The following is an 18,000-nucleotide window of genomic DNA, read 5'->3' on the forward strand; positions in this document are numbered from 1 at the left end:
GACCAACCATGCCCCCCGTGTTCCCCGATGTCTGGCGTCTGCGCCTGACCGTCGATCCCGACAGCCTCGGCCCGTTCGAGGCGGTGTTCGATCATTACGCCGAGGCGGTGACGATGTTCATGGAGGACCGCTCCGGCATGTCCGACGGCGACTGTCAGTGGTTCCTCGAGGGCTTTTCCCGCACGCCCCCCGACCGCGCCGCCGTGCTGGCGGCGCTGGAGGCGATCGCCACCGTCCAGGGCGTGGCGGTGCCGCCGCTGGCGATCGAGCGGGTGCCGGGGGTCGATTGGGTGCTGGCCAATCTGCGCGACTTCCCGCCGATCGAGGCCGGGCGGTTCTTCGTCCATGGCTCGCACTGGCGCGGCCAGCCGCCGGTGGCGTCGATCGGGCTGGAAATCGATGCCGGCACCGCCTTCGGTTCGGGCGAGCATGCCACCACCCGCGGCTGTCTGCTCGCGCTCGACCTGCTGGCGCGGCGGCGGCCCCGGCGGCGGGTGCTGGACGTCGGCGCCGGCTCGGGCATCCTCGGCATCGCGGCGGCGCGGCTGTGGCACTGTCCGGTGGTCGCCACCGACATCGACCCGGCGGCGGTGCGGGTGATGGCCGCCAATGCCGCCCACAATCGCGTCCGCGCCCATTTCACCGCGTTGGTCAGCGATGGCTACCGCGCTCCGGGCATTGTCCGTTGTGCGCCCTATGATCTGATCTTTTCCAACATTCTGGCCCGGCCGCTGTGCCGGTTCGCGCCCGACCTCGCCGCCAATCTGGCGCCGGGCGGGGTGGCGGTGCTGTCGGGACTGCTCGAAAGCCAGGAGCGGCGGGTGATGGCCAGCCATGAGCGGCAGGGGCTGCGGCTGATCCGCCGGTTGCTGGTCGATGGCTGGGCGACGCTGATTATCGGCCGCTGACCAAGGGAAAGCGGGGCTGCCGCCCCGCGCCCCGCCCGGAGGCTGACGCCTCCGGACCTCCGCTTTTTTTCGGTTTGATCCGGGCCGCCGTGGGGGGAGACGGCGGCCCGGGGTCGGCTTAGTGCGCCGCCGCGCCTTCGGCACCGAGGCCGGTTTCGGAGCGGATCGACTGCGCCTCGAACGCGGCGCGTTCGCGGGCCGCGCGCGGGCTGTTGTCCAGCACCGAGAACAGCCAGCTGAAGAAGAACGCCGCCGGCATCGAGAAGATCGCCGGGTAGGCGTAGGGCACGATCGGCTCGGCGAAGCCGAAGCTCTGCACCCACACCGTCTTCGACAGCACCACCAGCACCACCGAGCTGACCAGGCCGATGGTGCCGCCGATCACGGCGCCCCGGGTGGTCAGGCCGCTCCAGAACATCGACAGCAGCAGCACCGGGAAGTTGGCCGAGGCGGCGACCGAGAAGGTCAGGGCGACGATGAAGGCGACGTTCTGCTTCTCGAAGGCGATGCCGAGCAGTACCGCGATCACGCCGAGGCCCAGGCTGGCGATCCGCGACACCCGGACCTCGCGGCCCTCGGTGGTCTTGCCGTGCATGAACACGCTGGCATAGAGGTCGTGCGAGATCGCCGACGCCCCGGCCAGGGTCAGGCCCGACACCACCGCCAGGATGGTGGCGAACGCCACCGCCGAGATGAAGCCGAGGAACAGGTCGCCGCCGATCGCGTGGGCCAGATGCAGCGCGGCCATGTTGTTGCCGCCGCGCAGGGCGAGGCCGCCCTTGACCGCGTCGAGATAGTCGGGGTTGACCGAGACCAGGCAGATCGCGCCGAAGCCGATGATGAAGGTCAGGATGTAGAAGTAGCCGATGAAGCCGGTGGCGTAGAACACCGACTTGCGGGCCTCGCGCGCATCCGGAACGGTGAAGAAGCGCATCAGGATGTGCGGCAGGCCGGCGGTGCCGAACATCAGGGCGATGCCGAGCGAGATCGCATCGACCGGATTGCTGACCAGGGTGCCGGGCGCCATGATCGCCTCGTGCTTCGGATGCACTTCGACGGCGCGGCTGAACAGGCTCTCGAACGAGAAGCCGAACTGGTACATCACGCCGAGCGCGATGATGGTGGCGCCGCCCAGCAGCAGGCAGGCCTTGATGATCTGCACCCAGGTGGTGGCGACCATGCCGCCGAAGGTGACGTAGATCATCATCAGCGCGCCGACCACCACCACGGCATAGACGTAATCGAGCCCGAACAGCAGCTTGATCAGCTGCCCGGCGCCGACCATCTGGCCGATCAGGTAGAAGATCACCACGATCAGCGCGCCGGTGGCGGCGAAGCTGCGCACCGGGGTGCGGGCAAGGCGGTAGGTGGCGACGTCGGCGAAGGTGTACTTGCCGAGGTTGCGCAGGCGTTCCGCGATCAGGAACAGCACGATCGGCCAGCCGACCAGCCAGCCGACCGAGAAGATCAGGCCGTCATAGCCCGAGCCGTAGACCAGCGCGGAAATGCCGAGGAACGAGGCGGCCGACATGTAGTCGCCGGCGATCGCCAGACCGTTCTGGAAACCGGTGATGCCGCCGCCGGCGGCATAGAAGTCGGCGGCGGTCTTGGTGCGTTGCGCCGCCCAGTAGGTGATGCCCAGCGTCGCGGCGACGAACACCAGGAACATCACGATGGCATGCCAGTTGGTGGCCTGCTTGGCGGTCTGGCCGACATCGCCCGCCGCCAGCGCGACGGTGGTGGTGGCGAGCAGGGCGCCGACCGCGAGCAACGGCGCGGCGAGGGCGGAAAGGGGCGTCTTCATCGGCGCGATTCCTCGATGATCTGGCGGTTGAGTTCGTCGAACTCGCCATTGGCGCGGTAGACGTAGAACCCGGTCAGGGCGATGGCGCTGAGGATCACTCCCACGCCGATCGGCAGGCCGATGGTGGTCACGCCGCTGCCGACATGTTGGGCCAGGAATGCCTTGTCGAAGGCGATGATCACGATGAAGCCGAAATAGATCACCAGGACAAGCGAGGTGAGAATCCAGGCGAAGCGGCTTCGCTTGGTCACCAATTCGCGGAATTTCGGGTTGTTCCGGATCCTTTCCGCGACGGCTATGGTGTGTGCTGTCTGTTCTGACTTACTCACGATAGACCCTCCACTATTTTTTTCACCGCGCGCTTCCCGTAAGGGGGGCGGTGATTGTTGTTACGGCCCGGTCTTGATGCCGGTTCTGGCTGCCTCGAGGACGTAAAGGCCTTGGTCCGACGTGGTGCATGGCGGTCATGCGCTCGAAGCGTATCTGAGGTACCGCACCTCAATAACACCCGTCTTGGATGCCGTCAACCTCGGGCGAGAGGTCCTGGGTTATTATTGTAGCCATATTTGCCTTCGCAGGCCATAGCTTTCGATCGAGTTTTGCTGCTTCCAAGGAAAACACTGTAATTCGTCCCTTTTATGCTTGGATTGGCAAATCGGATTCTAGCAAAGCCGGCCGGCAGCCCGGGCCACAGGCGGTTGCCTGTCAGTATACATTTTTGCGATTTCTCGCACCCAGGAACGGTGCGTCTGTATACGAAAAGCGGTCGATTTCGAGACAGGGAAAGCCGTTGAAAAAATCCAGCCGATCACTATGGTGGACGTATGGTGGCCGATATAGCGCCTCTTTCCAGGATCGACAGCTTCCCTTATCGCCATCGCATCAACGAGGTGATGAGGAGCCCGGTGCTGACCGCGCCCCCCGATCTGCCGCTGCTCGAGGCGGTGCGGTGGATGGAGGCGTCGCGGGTGTCGTCGATCGTCGCGGTTGCCGCCGACGGCACCGCCACCGGCATCTTCACCGAGCGCGACCTGCTGCGGCTGGTGGCCAAGGACGGCGCGGCGGGGCTGGCGGTGACGCTGGGGGCGGTGATGACCCGGGCGGTGATCACGGTGCCGGGCGAGTCGTTCGTCCATGTCGCCCTGGCGCGGATGGCCCGCACCGGGCTGCGCCATCTGGTGGTGGTCGATGCCGCCCGCCGTCCGGTCGGCATCGTCACCGGCAGCGCCCTGCTGAAGGTGCGGGCGACCGAGGCGCTGGTGCTGGGGGATTCGGTCGAGACCGCCCGCGACGGCGAGGCGATGGCGGCGGTGGTGGCGCGGCTGCCACGGCTGGCCGCCGCCCTGCTGGCCGAGGGGGTGACCGCCCGCAACATCGCCGCGGTGGTGGCGCTGGTGCTGCGCGACCTCACCGCCCGCGCCACCGAGCTGGCCGAGGCGGGGATGGCCGACGATGGCTGGGGCGCGCCGCCCGCCCGCTACGCCCTGCTGGTGCTGGGCTCGGCCGGGCGGGGCGAAAGCCTGCTGGCCTTCGACCAGGACAACGCCCTGGTCCATGCCGGCGGTCCCGACGACGATCCCTGGTTCGCCGAACTCGGCCGCCGCCTCAACGCCACCCTGGCCCAGGCCGGGATCCCGCTGTGCCAGGGCAAGGTGATGGCCGGCGAGGCGGCATGGCGCCACAGCCTGGAGCAATGGCGCGCCGAACTGCACCGCTGGGTCTATTCGGTCGAGAACCAGACGGTGATGTACTGCGACATCTTCTTCGATTTCCAGCCGGTGTGGGGCGATGTCGCCCTGGCCGAGGAACTGCGCCGGCTGGCCCTCGACACCGCCGCCGGTTCGGGCTTCTTCCTGCGCTACCTTGCCCAGAACGTCGCGGCGATGGACGGCTCGATCGGCCTGTTCGGCAGCCTCGTCACCGTCAATGGCCGGCTCAACCTCAAGAAGTTCGGGCTGCTGCCGCTGGTCAGCGCGGCGCGGCTGCGGGCGATCCGCGCCGGAGTGACCGAGACCGGCACCGACGACCGCTTCGGCGCCCTGGCCGAGGCCGGCGCGATCCATCCCGACGACCTGCGCGACCTGATCGAGGTGCGCGAGATCCTGCTGCGCAGCCTGCTCGAACAGCAACTGGCCGACCTCGCCCTCGACATCCCGCCCTCGGCGCGGATCGATCCGAAATGCTTCGACAAGCCGGCCCGCGCCCGCCTGCGCTGGGCGCTGAAACGCCTCCAGACCCTCAAATTCGTCTGCGGCGTCGGCGGCTGACGCTATCGCGGGCTCTGCCCGCACCCGCCAAGGGCCGCAAGGCCCTTGGAACCCTTTCCTTGACCGTCGCGCGGCCAACACCCGCGCCCAAGCGGAAAGGCCGGTCCGCGCCCGCGTCGTTTTTGGTCAGGAGGTCAGCGGCACCTGATCCTCGTCACTGCCGTCATCGGCGTCGGTGGCGAGGCGGAAGCGGTTCTTGCCGTTCTGTTTGGCCCGGTACATCGCCTGATCGGCGCGGTGGAGCGCGGCGGCGATGTCGCCCTGTCCGGGGGGCCACAGCGCCACGCCGACGCTACAGCCCAGCCCCTCGCCGAGTTGGCCGACCATGGTGACGATGCGGGCGGCGATCACCTCGGCCACCGCCTCGATCTCTTCGGCCGGGGCGGAGATGCAGACGACGAATTCGTCGCCGCCCAGCCGGCCGCAGGCATCCCGGTCGCGCAGGATGTGGCGCAGGATCTCGGCGGTCTGGCGCAGCACCTCGTCGCCGCGGGCGTGGCCGAAGCGGTCGTTGACCGCCTTGAACCCGTCGAGGTCGAGCAGCATCACCGCCAGCGCCAGGGGCTTTCTGGCCCCGGCCGCATCGCGGCGCAGCAATTCGACCAGTTCGAGGAACAGGCCGCGTCCGGGCAGCCCGGTCAGCGAGTCGCAGCGGGCCGAGGTCAGCCGGTTCGACAGTTCCCGCTGGGTCGAGAGGGCATCGACCAGGGCGTCCTTGATTTCCTGCTCGCGCCGGCTGGCCTGGATCAGGGTCCGGCCGATCTCGACCACCTCGCGCACCGCCGCGCCATAGGCCGGCAGGCTGCCGGTGCGGGCGAAATCGCGCGAGGCGCGGACCAGCGCGGTGAACTGGCGGCCGAGCACCCCGGACAGCACCAGCGCGCAGGCCAGGGCCATCGTCAGCACCAGGGCGATGCCGATCGCCAGGGCGGCGACGGTCTGGTCGAGCGGCTCGCGCAGCGCCCGTGTCGCCACCCCGATCAGCACCACCCAGTCGGTGCGCGGCACCGCGACGATCGCGGCGGAGATTTCGGTGCCGTCGGGGGCGGCGAAGGTGATCAGGTCGCGCTCGCCCCGCCGCAGCGCCGCCGCGAGGTCGGGCGGCACCGCCGTGCCGGCGCTTTCCTGCTTCATGTGGCTGATGGCGATGGTGCGCTGGGTGGCATCGACCAGCGCCACCACCCAGTCGTGGGGCAGGTGCAGGCCGTCCAGCACCGTGGCGAACACCTCGACCGGGACGATCATCCGCAGGCAGTAGGCCACCGCGCCGTCGATCGTCACCGGTACCCCGATCGCCACCACCTGCCGCTTGCTGATGGCGCCGGTATACACCCCGGAACTGGCCGGCTGGCCGGTGGCGAACACCCGCTCGACCGAGTCCGGCGCCTCGGTCGGCGGCAGCGGCGCGCCGAACGGTTCGCGGGAACTGAACAGCTGATTGCCGGCGCGGTCGAGCAGGACGATGGTCATCACCCCCGGCGTTTCCCGCGCCACCATCTGGGCATGGCGGTACAGCGCGGGCAGGTCGCGCCGCTGCGCCGCCTCCGCGCTGGCCAGGGTGGTCAGCGAGCTGAGGCCGATATCGATCCGCAGGTCGATCGCGTTGGCGGCCGAGCGGGTGCGTTCGGTCAGTTGGACGATCAGGCTCTCGGCCCGGGCCTGGTACAGCGCATGCAGCGTGTAGGCCGTGAAGGCCAGCAGCGGGCTGGAGGAGACCACCACCACCAGCACCAGCCAGAACCGGATCCCCAACGTCACCGAGCCCAGGGCGGAAAAAAACGTCATGGCGGGGACCCTGCGCAGGCGGGGGAGCGGGTGGCCGTGCTCCCCTCCGACGGTTTTGGTGGGGTATTATTCCATAGGTCATAGAAGTTCGCAAGCTATCCCCATGGTCCAGTGATGCTGCTGTCCATATCAGAGCAAGCAAATATTCGGCCGGATCATTTAATCGAACTGTAATGTTCAGGAAGACATGTCACCAGACGGGCGGCAATCCATTGAATTGTCATCCGGGGTTCGGCACTGTTCTCGTTGGGAACGAATCGCCTCGGCGATGGGACGGGAGAACCAGGAATGTCGAACCGGGCTCAGCAGAATCTTGACCTCAACGCCCCGGCCGAGCCGGATCTCCAGGATTTGATTGCCACCCTGGCCGAGCGGTGCGCCAAACTGGGCCTCAATGCCGCCGACATCGCCGGACGGATCGATGACGTCAGCCGCCGGATCGCCGCCCAGACCGATCTGCTCGGCAATGTCAGCCACGCCGCCACCTCGATGGCCGCCTCCAATGCCGAAATCGCCGAGTCCGCGGCGGCGGCGCGCGACACGGCCCACGCGATGGCCGGGCGGATGCGGGACTCCCAGCACTCGATCCAGACGGCGGTGGCCGACGTGTTCGGATTGGTCGAGGGCACCACGCGGCTGGAGGCGCAATTGCCCGGACTGCAACACGCGCTCGACCGGGTCGGCGCCTCCACCAAGCAGATCGAGGCGGTGGCGCGCCAGACCAATCTGCTGGCGCTCAACGCCACCATCGAGGCGGCGCGGGCCGGCGAGGCCGGCAAGGGCTTCGCCGTGGTCGCGGGCGAGGTCAAGGCGTTGTCGCGCCAAACCGCCGACACGGTGAAGAGCATCCTCGGCACCGTCGCCGAACTGCGTGAACAGATCGCCCAGATCATCAGCGAGAGCGGGGCCGCCTCGGGGGCCGCCGCCGCCGCCCGGGCCGGCACCGGCACCATCGGCGCGGCGATGCAGGTGCTCGACGGCGTGTGCGACGGCGTGGCGACGATGGCCGGGACCATCAGCCTGATCGCCGACCGGGCCGGCGACAACCGGCGCCAATGCGAGGCGGTGGCGGAAGAGATCGCCCACATCGGCGACAACGAGGCCCTGTCCCGGCGCGATGCCGAATCCGTCACCGAGGGGGCCTACCGCCTGCTCGATCTCGGCGAGGACCTGATCGAACTGCTGGCCGGGGCCGGGATCGAAACCGCCGACACCCCCTATATCGATCAGGTCACCGCCACCGCTGAGGCCGTCACCCGCGAACTGGAGGCGGCGGTCGGCCGGGGCGAGATCGACCTCCCCACCCTGTTCGACGAAACCTATCGGGAAATGGAGGGCATCCAGCCGCCGCGCTACACCACCCGCTGGCTGCCGCTGATCGAACGCCTGATCCCGCCGCTGATCGAGCCGCCCTCGCAGTTCCGCCCCAACGTGCTGCTGTGCACCGTGACCGACCGCAACGGCTACATGCCGGTCACCAACCGCCGCCACACCCATCCGCCGGGGCCGGACCCGGTGTGGAATGCGCAGAACTCCCGGCAACGGATGCGCCATGTCGATCGCACCGCCGCCAAGGTCGGCCAATCGACCCGGCCGTTCCTGGTGCAGACCTTCCGCCGCAACCTCGGTGACCGCTTTCAGATCGTCAAGGACATCTCGGCCCCGGTGTTCATCCGGGGGCGGTTGTGGGGCAACGTGCGGATGCTGACCATCGCCGACTGATCCCGCAGGGACCGCCAGCGGTACAGCGCCGCTGTTGGCCAAGGATCCGCGCCCGGTTGGGCGGTCGCCCCAGCCCAACCGGAATCGGCCCGGGTCAATCGGAGGAGGGCGGTTAAAGAGAAAGGGCCCAGCCGCTGGCGGCTGAGCCCTTCTTCATTTGGTGGAGCCAAGGGGAGTCGAACCCCTGACCTCTTGAATGCCATTCAAGCGCTCTCCCAACTGAGCTATGGCCCCTTTTTATTTCGGTCCGTGGCGTTTGGGGCGCCGTCGGTGGAGGCGGAACTTATTGATTTCGGGGCGGGGGCGCAAGAGAAAAATTTCGGTCGCCGTCATTTTTTTTCCGCCGCCCCCGCCGGGCCGCCTCAGGCCTCGTCCTCGAGCTCGTCGTCGAGGTGATCCATCACCTCGGCCATGTCGTCGTCGTCCTCACCGAGATCCGACGCGTCCTCGATCAGGCCGTGCTCGTCCTCCTCGGCGGCGTCCTCGTGCTCCTCGGCTTCGGTGCCTTCCTCGTCCTCGGTGCCGGCATCGGCGACGTCGTCGGTTTCGACGTCGATCTCCTCCGGATCGACCACGGCGGGGATCGGCGCCTTGGCCTCGGTCACACCGCCGCCGGCGCGGCGGACCTTGAACGGCACGTCGGGTTCGACGTTGGCGCCGCATTTGGGGCAGACGATCGGCGTCCGCTTCATGTCATAGAAACGGCAGCCGCAGCTTTGGCAGGTGCGCTTGTGTCCCCATTCCGGCTTGGCCACCTTGGGTCCTCCTCGAAATTTGTCCGGTCAGGCTTGGGTCTGTGGGGGGCATTTGCCATGTTCCCCACCCGCTGTCAAAACCAATTCGCGCTGGCCGCCCCGACCTATCGTCCCGGCCGCGCTTGTGCTAGAGCTTGGCCGTTCCCGCCCATGCCGGTGGCGGGGGGGCTACAGACGGAAGGAGCGGGGATGACCAACACGCTGCGGTCGGAACGGGCACGGCCCCTGGCGGGGGCGGCGCGGGTGCCGGGCGACAAGTCGATCTCCCACCGCGCCCTGATGCTGGGGGCGCTGGCGGTGGGCGAAAGCGTGGTCGGCGGGCTGCTCGAAGGCGACGACGTGCTGCACACCGCTGCCTGTCTGCGCGCCCTGGGAGCCGAGGTCACCCGGCGCGACGACGGCACCTGGCATCTGTTCGGGCGCGGCGTCGGCGGGCTGGTCGAGCCGGCCGATCTGCTCGACATGGGCAATTCCGGCACCGGCGCCCGCCTGATGATGGGGCTGGTCGCCACCCATCCCTTCACCACCTTCTTCACCGGCGATGCCTCGCTGCGCTCGCGGCCGATGCGCCGCGTCACCGAGCCGCTGGCGCGGATGGGCGCCCGCTTCGTCACCCGCGAGGGCGGCCGGCTGCCGCTGGCGGTGGTCGGCACCGCCCAGCCGGTGCCGATCCGCTACGAACTGCCGGTGGCCTCGGCCCAGGTCAAGTCGGCCCTGCTGCTGGCCGGGCTCAACACCCCGGGCGAAACCACCGTGGTCGAGCCCGAGCCGACCCGCGACCATACCGAGCTGATGCTGCGCGCCTTCGGCGCCGACGTCCGGGTCGAGCCGACCGAGCAGGGCGGCCGGGTGGTCACCGTCACCGGCTTTCCCGAACTGACCGGGCGGCGGTTCGAGGTGCCGGCCGATCCCTCCTCGGCGGCGTTCCCGGCGGTGGCGGCGCTGCTGGTCGCGGGGTCGGAGATCCTGCTGAGCAATGTCGGGGTCAATCCGCTGCGGACCGGGCTCTATCAGACCCTCCGGGAGATGGGGGCCGACATCCTGTTCGAGAATGAGCGCGAGCAGGGCGGCGAAAAGGTGGCCGATCTGCGGGTGCGCGCCGGGCGGCTCAAGGGGGTCGAGGTGCCGGCCGAGCGGGCGCCGTCGATGATCGACGAATACCCGATCCTGGCGATCGCCGCCGCCTGCGCCGAGGGCACCACCCGGATGAACGGGCTGGCCGAGCTGCGGGTCAAGGAAAGCGACCGGCTGGGGGCGATGGCGCGCGGCCTCGCCGCCTGCGGCGTCCGGGTCGAGGAAGAGGCCGATGTGCTGATCGTTCATGGCACCGGGCGGCCGCCGGTCGGCGGGGCGACCATCGCCAGCAAATTCGATCACCGCATCGCGATGTCGTTCCTGGTGCTGGGGATGGTGGCCGAGCAGCCGGTCGTGGTTGACGACGCCGACTCGATCGGCACCAGCTTTCCCGGTTTCGTCGCCCTGATGAACAGCCTGGGGGCGGCGATCGCCTGACCGCGCCCCTGTTGGGCTTTCGCCCAAACCCAACCGGGGCGATGCCCCGGACCCCCTTTGTTTTCGAAAAAAAAGGGGGAGGTCTGGAGGCGTCAGCCTCCAGGCGGGGCCGGGGCGGCAGCCCCGCAGGGGGTTACCCCCGCAGGGCGCGCAGGCGGTCGAGGTCGATGCAGCCGAGGTCGGGATAGACCGCCAGCGCCCCGGTGAAATCGTCGCCGCCGGTATAGACGCTCTCGGTCACCACCACGGCGAGGCCGGCGGCGCGGGCGGCCTGGACGCCGTGGGCCGAATCCTCGATCACCAGACATCTTTCCGCCGGCAGGCCCAGCCGGGCCAGCACCAGATGATAGACCGAGGGATCGGGCTTCTTGCGCGGGGTGTCCTCGCCGCACACCACCACGTCGAACCAGGCACAGCGTTCGCCCAGCAGGGCGTCGATGTTGGCGCGGCTGGTGGTGGTGGCCAACGCCAGCTTCAGCCCCTCGTCGCGGGCCTGTTCGATCAGCGGCTCGATCCCGGGGCGGAACGACAGCGCGCCCTCGTGGACCATCCGGGTGTAATGGGCGGTCTTGGCCTTGTGCAGTTCGGCGATCAGCGCGTCGGAGGCGTCGGGAGCATAGGCGCGCAGGCGCTCGCGCCCGCCCGACACCTTGAGCAGGCTGCGATAGAGCGGGCGGTCCCAACGCCAGTCGAGCCCGGCGGCGACGAAGGCGGCGTTGAACGACTCGCGGTGGACCTCCTCGGTCTCGGCCAGGGTGCCGTCGACGTCGAAGATCAGGGCGGCGAGAGGCATGAATCGGGACTCCAGTCAGGGGGGGGCAGCTCGAAACCGGCGAAGGAAAAGGCGGGGGAGACGGTGCAGCCGACCAGGCTCCAGGCCCCGAGCGGCGCCGCCGCCTGCCACAGTCCGGGGGCGACGATGCCCTGGGGAAGATGGCCGGCCAGCGGGTCGGGGCCGAGGATCAGGCTGCGCGCGGCGTGGCCGTCCTCGGACAAATCGAGCCGCAGCGGCGCGCCGGCATGGAAGTGCCAGATCTCGGTGGCGTCGATCCGGTGCCAGTGCGAGCGTTCGCCCGCCCGCAGCAGGTAGAGGATCGCGGTGCCGCTGCCGCGTCCGCCGCCGGGCGGCGGCGGGTCGCGCCAGGTCTCGACGTAATGGCCGCCCTCGGGATGGGGCTGCATCCCCAGGCGGGCGATCAGCGCGGCGAGGCGGTCCGCCTCGTTCATGCCGGCACCGTCGCCGCCACCGACGGGCGGAGCGACACCCGGGCGAACCATGCCGCCAAAGCGGGGCGGCCGGCGCGCCAGTCGGATTCGGGGAAGCGGAAATCGAGATAGCCGAGCGCCGCCACCACCGCGATCTGGCCGAGCAGGAAGGTCTCGCCCCAGCCGGGCGCCTCGTCCTCCAGCCGGTCGAGGGCGCGGGCGATCGCCCGCTGCTGGCGCTCGACCCAGTCCGGCCACAGCTTGTCGGCCGGGCGCAGGGTGGTTTCGGCCCGCACCGCCAGGGCGGCGTCGAGGAGGCCGTCGGCCAGCGCCTCCAGCCGCTTCTGCACCCAGCGCGGCCCGCCGGCGGCGGGGATCAGCTTGGGGCCGTCATGCAGCGAATCGAGGTAGTCGCAGATCACCGGCGAATCGTATAGCGCCTCGCCGCCCTCGGTCAGCAGGGTCGGCACCTTGCCGAGCGGGTTGTCGGCGGGCAGGTCGGTGGCAGGGTCCCAGGCGTTGGTCGGGACCGGTTCGATCCGCTCGGCCAGCCCGGTCTCGCGGGCGAGGATCCAGACCTTGCGGACGTAAGGCGAGGTGGCGGAGGTGCGCAGCTTCATCGGGGCCTCGGCGGCTCGGGACGGGATCCCGACAGGGTTGGCTGAGCCGCCCCGGGTGTCAAGAGGCCGCCGCCGCTCTGGCCGCCAGCAGGTCGCGGCAGCCGGCCTCGATCGCCGCCACCACCCCGCTTTCGAACCGCAGCCCGGCGGCCGAGGCATAGACCGCCACGTCCCACCAGCCCGGCCGGTCGAACGGGCAATGCACCAGCCGCACCCGGGGGCCGGCCAGGGCCTGGAGCGCCGGATCGGGCGGTGTCGCCGCCCGGCTGACCAGCAGCAACAGGAACGGCCCCCGGCAGACGCCCTCGACCGCTGCGATCAGCCCGCGCAGCGCCGGCAGGGCCCCGGCCCCCCACGCTCCCACCCGGTCCTCGGCCAGTTCCGGCCAGACGTCGTGATCGAACAGGAACAGGGTCGGCCGGCCGTTGCCCAGCGCGGCGCGGAACCGTTCGATCCGGGTCCAGTAAATCTCGCGCAGCCGGGCGAAGCCGGCGGCCCGCATCGCCGCGCCCTTTTCGTGGCGGAACACCATGCCCAGCCGGGCATGGGCGCAGCAATCGGCGTCGTCGAGGGCGTGCAGCGCCTCGGGATCGAGCAGGCCGGCGAAATCGCTGTCGAGCAGGGTGGTGGTCGCCTCGATCGGGCAATTGACCAGATCGAACGGCATCGTTCCGCCGCCGAACCGGCGTGGCAGGCAATAGCCCCAGCGGACCGCGATCATGTGCGGATAGCAATTGTCGCCGAGCGAGACGAGGTTGATCCGCCCGGCCATTCCGCGCCGGAAATTGTCGAACCGCCGGGTCAGCATCGTCACCAGATAGCGTTCGGCCGCGCCGGTGGTGCCGGCCGCCACCCGCGCCTCCAACTCGCCGCAGGCGCGGAAGAACTCGGCCCGGCAGGGGATCGGCCGATGGGTGGTGAAATAATCGACCAGATCGTCGTCGATGGCGTGGAAATCGTGCCGGGGCGGTTCGGCGAAGGCGTCGGGCTGGAAACCGCTGGCGGCGAGGGCGTGATAGGATTCGACCAGGGCGCGGATCTCCGCACCCGACAAAGGCGGCTCGGGGCGATGCGGGGCCATGGGTTCTCCTCGGCCTGGGGAAAGAAACGGCGCGGCCCCGGCGCCATCCGCGCCGGACGACCGCGCCGGTCGCCAACGTTGGTGATAATCAGCCAGACGTTAATTTTCCCCCAAACCCCGCTCTATGCTTCCGTCATACCCGCATCCGGTTATGACCAGACCCGTCTTGTTCTTGCGCCAATCTGAAAAACGGGTTCGCAGGGCCGGTGGCCCTGCGCGGAGAGCGCCGAGAGGCGGCGCCTCTCGGCTCCTGTCGCAGTCTCCGTCGTCAGAACCCTGCCAGCACGATCTTGCCGCGCGCCCGCCCGCTTTCGAGCAGGGCGTGGGCCCGGCGCAGGTTGGCGGCGTCGATTTTGCCGAACGTCTCGGCCAGGGTGGTGCGCAGCACGCCGGCATCGACCAGCCCGGCCACCTCGGTCAGCAGGGCGCCCTGGGCGGCGAGGTCGGGGGTGGCGAACAGCGAGCGGGTGAACATGAATTCCCAATGGGTCGAGACGCTCTTGCGCTTGAACGGGCCGATGTCGAGCCGCTCGGGATCGTCGATCAGGGCGAAGCGGCCCTGCGGCGCGATCAGCTCGGCGATCTGGCCGAGATGCTGGTCGGTGTTGGTGGTGGAGAAGACGAAGGCGGGGGCGCCGAGCCCGAGGGCGGCGACCTGGGCCGCCAACGGCTGGCTGTGGTCGATGACGTGGTGGGCCCCCAGTTGCGCGACCCAGGCCCGGGTCTCCGGCCGCGAGGCGGTGGCGATCACGGTGAGGTCGGTCAGCCGGCGGGCGAGCTGGATCGCGATCGAGCCGACCCCGCCGGCCCCGCCGATCACCAGCAGGGAAGGGGCGGCGCCGGGCACCGGGCGGCCCTTGACGTCGAGCCGCTCGAACAGCGCCTCCCAGGCGGTGATCGCGGTCAGCGGCAGGGCGGCGGCCTCGGCCCAGTCGAGCGAGGCCGGCTTGAGCCCGACCAGACGCTCATCGACCAGATGGAATTCGGCGTTGGTGCCGGGCCGGGTCAGCGCCCCGGCATAGAACACCGCGTCGCCGGGGCGGAAGCGGGTCGCCTCGGGCCCGGTCGCCACCACCGTGCCGGCGGCGTCCCAGCCCAGCACCGTCCAGCCGCCCGGCTCGGGCTGGGCGCGCTTGCGCACCTTGGTATCGACCGGATTGACCGACACGGCGCGGATCTCGACCAGCAGGTCGTGGCCGGCGGGGGTGGGGCGGGGCAGGTCGATGTCGACCAGCGACCGGGGATCTTCGATCGGAAGGGAGGTCTGATAGCCGACGGCGCGCATCGCTTTGTCCTTTGCCAGGGGTTCGGGTGCCGACCAGCAAAGCCCGCGAACGGCCCCGGGCGCAACAGCCACGCGCGGGCCTGCCATCGGACTGTCAGACATCCAGGGCTAGGCAGGGTGGCCGGGTTGGGTCACAATTGGTCGGCCTGCCCCCTTGGGAGCCTTCCGGGAGACCGACCATGACTGCCGCCCCATCCATCCCCACCGCCCGCGAGGTCGTCGGCCTGTTCGCCGACCGTGCCCATTTCGAAACCGCGGTGGAGGCGCTGATCCGCGCCGGGTTCGAGCGCCCGCGCCTGTCGGTGCTGGCCTCGCACGAATCGCTCGAGGTCGCCAGCAGCGGCGGCCGGTCGTGGCGCGACGCCCTGATCGCCCTGGTCGGCGAACTGAAGTTCGAGGGGCCGCTGGTGGCGGCCGGCCTGATCGCCATCGCCGCCGGCCCGGTCGGCGCGGCGATCGCCGCCCTGGTCGCCGCCGGAGTCGGCGGTGCCGCGCTCAAGGAAGTGCTCGACGAGGTCGCCGCCTTGCCGGATTCGAAGGATTTCGCCCGCGCGCTCGCCGCCGGCAGCGTGATCCTGTGGGTCGGCATCGACAGCCCCGAGGAGGAGCAGACCGCCACCGCCCTGCTGGCCGCCGCCGGCGGCAGCAATGTTCATGTTTGCGAGCGGCCCGGACCGGTCGCGGCCTGAGTCTCGCCCGCTCTCTCCCCCCGAGACGGAGATGGTTTCCTGATGAGCACCACGTTCAATACCACCCGCGCCAGCGAGGAACCGGCCGAGGATGGCCGCTCCGTGCTGGAACGCGACACCCTGCTGATGCATGCCTCGGGGCGGCCGGGCAAGATCGAGATCGTGCCGACCAAGCCGATGGCGACCCAGCGCGACCTGTCGCTGGCCTATTCGCCCGGGGTGGCCTTTCCCTGCCTGCACATCGCCCGCGATCCCAACCTCGCCTACGACTACACCGCCAAGGGCAACCTGGTGGCGGTGATCTCCAACGGCACCGCGGTGCTCGGCCTCGGCGATCTCGGCGCCCTGGCCGGCAAGCCGGTGATGGAAGGCAAGGCGGTGCTGTTCAAGCGGTTCGCCGACGTCGATTCGATCGATCTCGAGGTCGATACCCGCGACGTCGACGAATTCATCAATTGCGTCCGCTACCTCGCCCCCAGCTTCGGCGGGATCAACCTCGAGGACATCAAGGCGCCGGAATGCTTCATCATCGAGCAGCGCCTGCGCGAGCTGATGCCGATTCCGGTGTTCCATGACGACCAGCACGGCACCGCGATCATTTCCGCCGCCGGGCTGATCAACGCCCTCGACCTGACCGGACGCGACATGCGCTCGGTCAAGGTGGTGGTCAACGGCGCCGGCGCCGCCGGCATCGCCTGCCTCGAACTGATCAAGAGCCTGGGCGTCCGCCACGAGAACGTCACCCTGTGCGACACCAAGGGGGTGATCTATCAGGGCCGCGCCGAGGGGATGAACCAGTGGAAGTCGGCCCATGCGGTCGATACCCCGGCCCGCACCCTGGCCGAGGCGCTGGAGGGGGCCGACGTGTTCTTCGGCCTGTCGGTCAAGGGGGCGATGACCCCCGAGATGGTGCTGACGATGGCGCCGAAGCCGATCATCTTCGCGATGGCCAATCCCGATCCGGAAATCACCCCGGAAGAGGTCAAGGCGGTGTGCCCCGACGCGATCGTCGCCACCGGGCGGTCGGATTATCCCAACCAGATCAACAATGTGCTGGGCTTCCCCTACATCTTCCGCGGCGCGCTCGACGTCCGCGCCTCGACCATCAACGACGCGATGAAGCTGGCGGCGGCCAAGGCGATCGCCGCCCTGGCCCGCGAGGACGTGCCCGACGAGGTCGATGCCGCCTATTCCGGCCGGCGCCTGCGCTACGGCCCCGACTACATCATCCCGGTGCCGTTCGACCCCCGCCTGATCGCGGCGATTCCGCCGGCGGTGGCCAAGGCGGCGATGGACAGCGGGGTGGCGCGGCGGCCGATCATCGACATGGCCGCCTATCGCCGCGACCTGTCGGCCCGGCTCGACCCGGTCGCCGCCGGGATGCAGGCGATCACCGAGGCGGTGCGGGCCAATCCGCGCCGGGTGGTGTTCGCCGAGGGCGAGGAAGAGAAGATGATCCGCGCCGCGGTCGCCTTCAGCAATGCCGGCCTCGGCCATCCGATCCTGATCGGGCGCGAGGACCGCATCCGGGCGACGATGCGCTCGATCGGCCTGCCGGCGGCGGAATCGCTCGAAATCGTCAATGCCCGGCTGTCGGACCGGACCAAGGATTACACCGACCGGCTCTATCGCCGCCTCCAGCGCAAGGGCGCGCTCTATCGCGACGTCCAGCGGCTGGTCAACCAGGAGCGCAACATCTTCGGCGCGCTGATGGTCGAGGCGGGCGACGCCGCGGCGATGGTCACCGGCCTGACCCGCAATTACTGGCAGGCGTTCGACGAGATCCGCCGGGTGGTCGATCCGGCCCCGGGCGAACTGATGTTCGGCATCACCGTGTTCGTCGCCAAGGGCCGGGTGGTGTTCATCGCCGACACCACCGTGCTGGAGCGGCCGACCCCGGAACAATTGGCCGACATCGCGGTGCAGGCGGCCCACAAGGCCCGCCAGATGGGGCACGAGCCCCGGGTGGCGATGATCAGCTATTCGACCTTCGGCAACCCCACCAACGGCAGCGCCGACCGGATGCGCGAGGCGGTCGATCTGCTCGACGCCCGCAAGGTCGATTTCGTCTATGACGGCGAGATGAGCCCCGACGTCGCGCTCGATCCCGAACTGCTCGGCCATTACCCGTTCAGCCGGCTCAAGGAACCGGCCAACGTGCTGGTGATGCCCGGGCTCTATTCCGCCACCATCAGCTCGAAGCTGTTGCAGAAGGTCGGCGCGGTGCCGGTGATCGGCCCGATCCTGGTCGGACTGTCCCAGCCGATCCAGGTCACCTCGATGGATGCCAGCGCCGGCGACATCGTCACCCTGGCCACCCTCGCCTGCCACGACGCCCTGAAGCGCGAAGCCAAGCGGTGACGGGG

14 protein-coding genes, 1 tRNA gene and 1 pseudogene are annotated in these 18,000 nt (G+C 69.6%); 6 read left to right on the forward strand and 10 right to left on the reverse strand.

What is annotated here, in order from left to right; translation table 11 throughout:
- Positions 1 to 8 precede the first annotated feature (8 nt).
- The gene (locus tag ACFSNB_RS08910; RefSeq protein WP_377315824.1) at positions 9 to 908 is read left to right on the forward strand and encodes a 50S ribosomal protein L11 methyltransferase; all 900 of its coding nucleotides are present in this window, start codon (positions 9 to 11) and stop codon (positions 906 to 908) included.
- A gap of 118 nt (positions 909 to 1,026) precedes the next feature.
- Here ACFSNB_RS08910 and ACFSNB_RS08915 read toward each other — a convergent pair whose 3' ends face one another.
- Both ACFSNB_RS08915 and ACFSNB_RS08920 read right to left on the reverse strand, forming a co-directional pair.
- Complete coding sequence (locus ACFSNB_RS08915; RefSeq protein WP_377315825.1) at positions 1,027 to 2,712, reverse strand: cation acetate symporter; 1,686 nt, start codon at positions 2,710 to 2,712, stop codon at positions 1,027 to 1,029.
- Positions 2,709 to 3,011 carry a DUF485 domain-containing protein gene (locus ACFSNB_RS08920; protein ID WP_377315851.1) on the reverse strand — a complete coding sequence of 101 codons (303 nt, stop codon included), beginning with the start codon at positions 3,009 to 3,011 and terminating at the stop codon, positions 2,709 to 2,711. The genes ACFSNB_RS08915 and ACFSNB_RS08920 overlap by 4 nt, the downstream gene beginning before the upstream one ends.
- A gap of 525 nt (positions 3,012 to 3,536) precedes the next feature.
- Between ACFSNB_RS08920 and ACFSNB_RS08925 the strand changes: the two genes are divergently transcribed.
- Positions 3,537 to 4,979 carry a DUF294 nucleotidyltransferase-like domain-containing protein gene (locus tag ACFSNB_RS08925; RefSeq protein WP_377315826.1) on the forward strand — a complete coding sequence of 481 codons (1,443 nt, stop codon included), beginning with the start codon at positions 3,537 to 3,539 and terminating at the stop codon, positions 4,977 to 4,979.
- 126 nt (positions 4,980 to 5,105) lie between these two features.
- On the opposite strand, the gene ACFSNB_RS08930 is transcribed toward ACFSNB_RS08925, so the two are convergent.
- Positions 5,106 to 6,764 carry a sensor domain-containing diguanylate cyclase gene (locus tag ACFSNB_RS08930; protein WP_377315827.1) on the reverse strand — a complete coding sequence of 553 codons (1,659 nt, stop codon included), beginning with the start codon at positions 6,762 to 6,764 and terminating at the stop codon, positions 5,106 to 5,108.
- A 708-nt stretch (positions 6,765 to 7,472) separates the two neighbouring features.
- Between ACFSNB_RS08930 and ACFSNB_RS08935 the strand changes: the two are divergent.
- Positions 7,473 to 8,486 (forward strand): annotated as a pseudogene (locus ACFSNB_RS08935) (methyl-accepting chemotaxis protein); the annotation flags it as partial.
- Positions 8,487 to 8,644: 158 nt separating this feature from the next.
- Here ACFSNB_RS08935 and ACFSNB_RS08940 read toward each other — a convergent pair.
- Positions 8,645 to 8,720, reverse strand: a tRNA-Ala gene (locus ACFSNB_RS08940).
- A gap of 128 nt (positions 8,721 to 8,848) precedes the next feature.
- Positions 8,849 to 9,241, reverse strand: coding sequence for a TIGR02300 family protein (locus ACFSNB_RS08945; protein ID WP_377315829.1), 393 nt, complete (start codon positions 9,239 to 9,241; stop codon positions 8,849 to 8,851).
- A gap of 189 nt (positions 9,242 to 9,430) precedes the next feature.
- Here ACFSNB_RS08945 and aroA point away from each other — a divergent pair, with 189 nt between their 5' ends.
- Positions 9,431 to 10,753, forward strand: coding sequence for a 3-phosphoshikimate 1-carboxyvinyltransferase (aroA, locus tag ACFSNB_RS08950; protein ID WP_377315830.1), 1,323 nt, complete (start codon positions 9,431 to 9,433; stop codon positions 10,751 to 10,753).
- A 133-nt stretch (positions 10,754 to 10,886) separates the two neighbouring features.
- Here the strand turns inward: aroA and ACFSNB_RS08955 are convergent, their stop codons facing one another.
- The 5 genes from ACFSNB_RS08955 to ACFSNB_RS08975 form a co-directional block, all read right to left on the reverse strand.
- The gene (locus ACFSNB_RS08955) at positions 10,887 to 11,546 is read right to left on the reverse strand and encodes an HAD-IA family hydrolase (protein ID WP_377315831.1); all 660 of its coding nucleotides are present in this window, start codon (positions 11,544 to 11,546) and stop codon (positions 10,887 to 10,889) included.
- On the reverse strand, positions 11,528 to 11,980 hold the full coding sequence (locus ACFSNB_RS08960) for a cupin domain-containing protein (protein WP_377315832.1): 453 nt from the start codon (positions 11,978 to 11,980) through the stop codon (positions 11,528 to 11,530). Before ACFSNB_RS08960 ends, ACFSNB_RS08955 begins: the two co-directional genes overlap by 19 nt.
- Complete coding sequence (locus tag ACFSNB_RS08965) at positions 11,977 to 12,579, reverse strand: glutathione S-transferase N-terminal domain-containing protein (RefSeq protein ID WP_377315833.1); 603 nt, start codon at positions 12,577 to 12,579, stop codon at positions 11,977 to 11,979. The genes ACFSNB_RS08960 and ACFSNB_RS08965 overlap by 4 nt, the downstream gene beginning before the upstream one ends.
- Positions 12,580 to 12,637: 58 nt before the next feature.
- Entirely contained in the window at positions 12,638 to 13,660 is a 1,023-nt protein-coding gene (locus ACFSNB_RS08970) for a hypothetical protein (protein ID WP_377315834.1), read from the reverse strand.
- Between the two features lie 268 nt (positions 13,661 to 13,928).
- Positions 13,929 to 14,945: a zinc-binding alcohol dehydrogenase family protein gene (locus tag ACFSNB_RS08975; RefSeq protein WP_377315835.1), complete on the reverse strand. Its 1,017-nt coding sequence runs from the start codon at positions 14,943 to 14,945 to the stop codon at positions 13,929 to 13,931.
- A gap of 179 nt (positions 14,946 to 15,124) precedes the next feature.
- Between ACFSNB_RS08975 and ACFSNB_RS08980 the strand changes: the two genes are divergently transcribed.
- A complete protein-coding gene (locus tag ACFSNB_RS08980; RefSeq protein ID WP_377315836.1) occupies positions 15,125 to 15,634 on the forward strand; it encodes a hypothetical protein in 510 nt (169 codons plus the stop codon).
- A 126-nt stretch (positions 15,635 to 15,760) separates the two neighbouring features.
- On the forward strand, positions 15,761 to 17,995 hold the full coding sequence (locus ACFSNB_RS08985; protein ID WP_377315852.1) for an NADP-dependent malic enzyme: 2,235 nt from the start codon (positions 15,761 to 15,763) through the stop codon (positions 17,993 to 17,995).
- The last annotated feature ends 5 nt before the right edge of the window (positions 17,996 to 18,000 follow it).

This window comes from Phaeospirillum tilakii (genome assembly GCF_042683125.1).
GTDB lineage: Bacteria > Pseudomonadota > Alphaproteobacteria > Rhodospirillales > Magnetospirillaceae > Phaeospirillum > Phaeospirillum tilakii.

Bases quoted from the DNA above. Each gene is read 5' to 3' on its own strand.
- ACFSNB_RS08910 (WP_377315824.1), top strand. From the start codon at position 9: ATGCCCCCCGTGTTCCCCGATGTCTGGCGTCTGCGCCTGACCGTCGAT.
- ACFSNB_RS08915 (WP_377315825.1), bottom strand. From the start codon at position 2,712: ATGAAGACGCCCCTTTCCGCCCTCGCCGCGCCGTTGCTCGCGGTCGGC.
- ACFSNB_RS08925 (WP_377315826.1), top strand. From the start codon at position 3,537: ATGGTGGCCGATATAGCGCCTCTTTCCAGGATCGACAGCTTCCCTTAT.
- ACFSNB_RS08930 (WP_377315827.1), bottom strand. From the start codon at position 6,764: ATGACGTTTTTTTCCGCCCTGGGCTCGGTGACGTTGGGGATCCGGTTC.
- aroA (WP_377315830.1), top strand. From the start codon at position 9,431: ATGACCAACACGCTGCGGTCGGAACGGGCACGGCCCCTGGCGGGGGCG.
- ACFSNB_RS08955 (WP_377315831.1), bottom strand. From the start codon at position 11,546: ATGCCTCTCGCCGCCCTGATCTTCGACGTCGACGGCACCCTGGCCGAG.
- ACFSNB_RS08960 (WP_377315832.1), bottom strand. From the start codon at position 11,980: ATGAACGAGGCGGACCGCCTCGCCGCGCTGATCGCCCGCCTGGGGATG.
- ACFSNB_RS08965 (WP_377315833.1), bottom strand. From the start codon at position 12,579: ATGAAGCTGCGCACCTCCGCCACCTCGCCTTACGTCCGCAAGGTCTGG.
- ACFSNB_RS08970 (WP_377315834.1), bottom strand. From the start codon at position 13,660: ATGGCCCCGCATCGCCCCGAGCCGCCTTTGTCGGGTGCGGAGATCCGC.
- ACFSNB_RS08975 (WP_377315835.1), bottom strand. From the start codon at position 14,945: ATGCGCGCCGTCGGCTATCAGACCTCCCTTCCGATCGAAGATCCCCGG.
- ACFSNB_RS08980 (WP_377315836.1), top strand. From the start codon at position 15,125: ATGACTGCCGCCCCATCCATCCCCACCGCCCGCGAGGTCGTCGGCCTG.
- ACFSNB_RS08985 (WP_377315852.1), top strand. From the start codon at position 15,761: ATGCATGCCTCGGGGCGGCCGGGCAAGATCGAGATCGTGCCGACCAAG.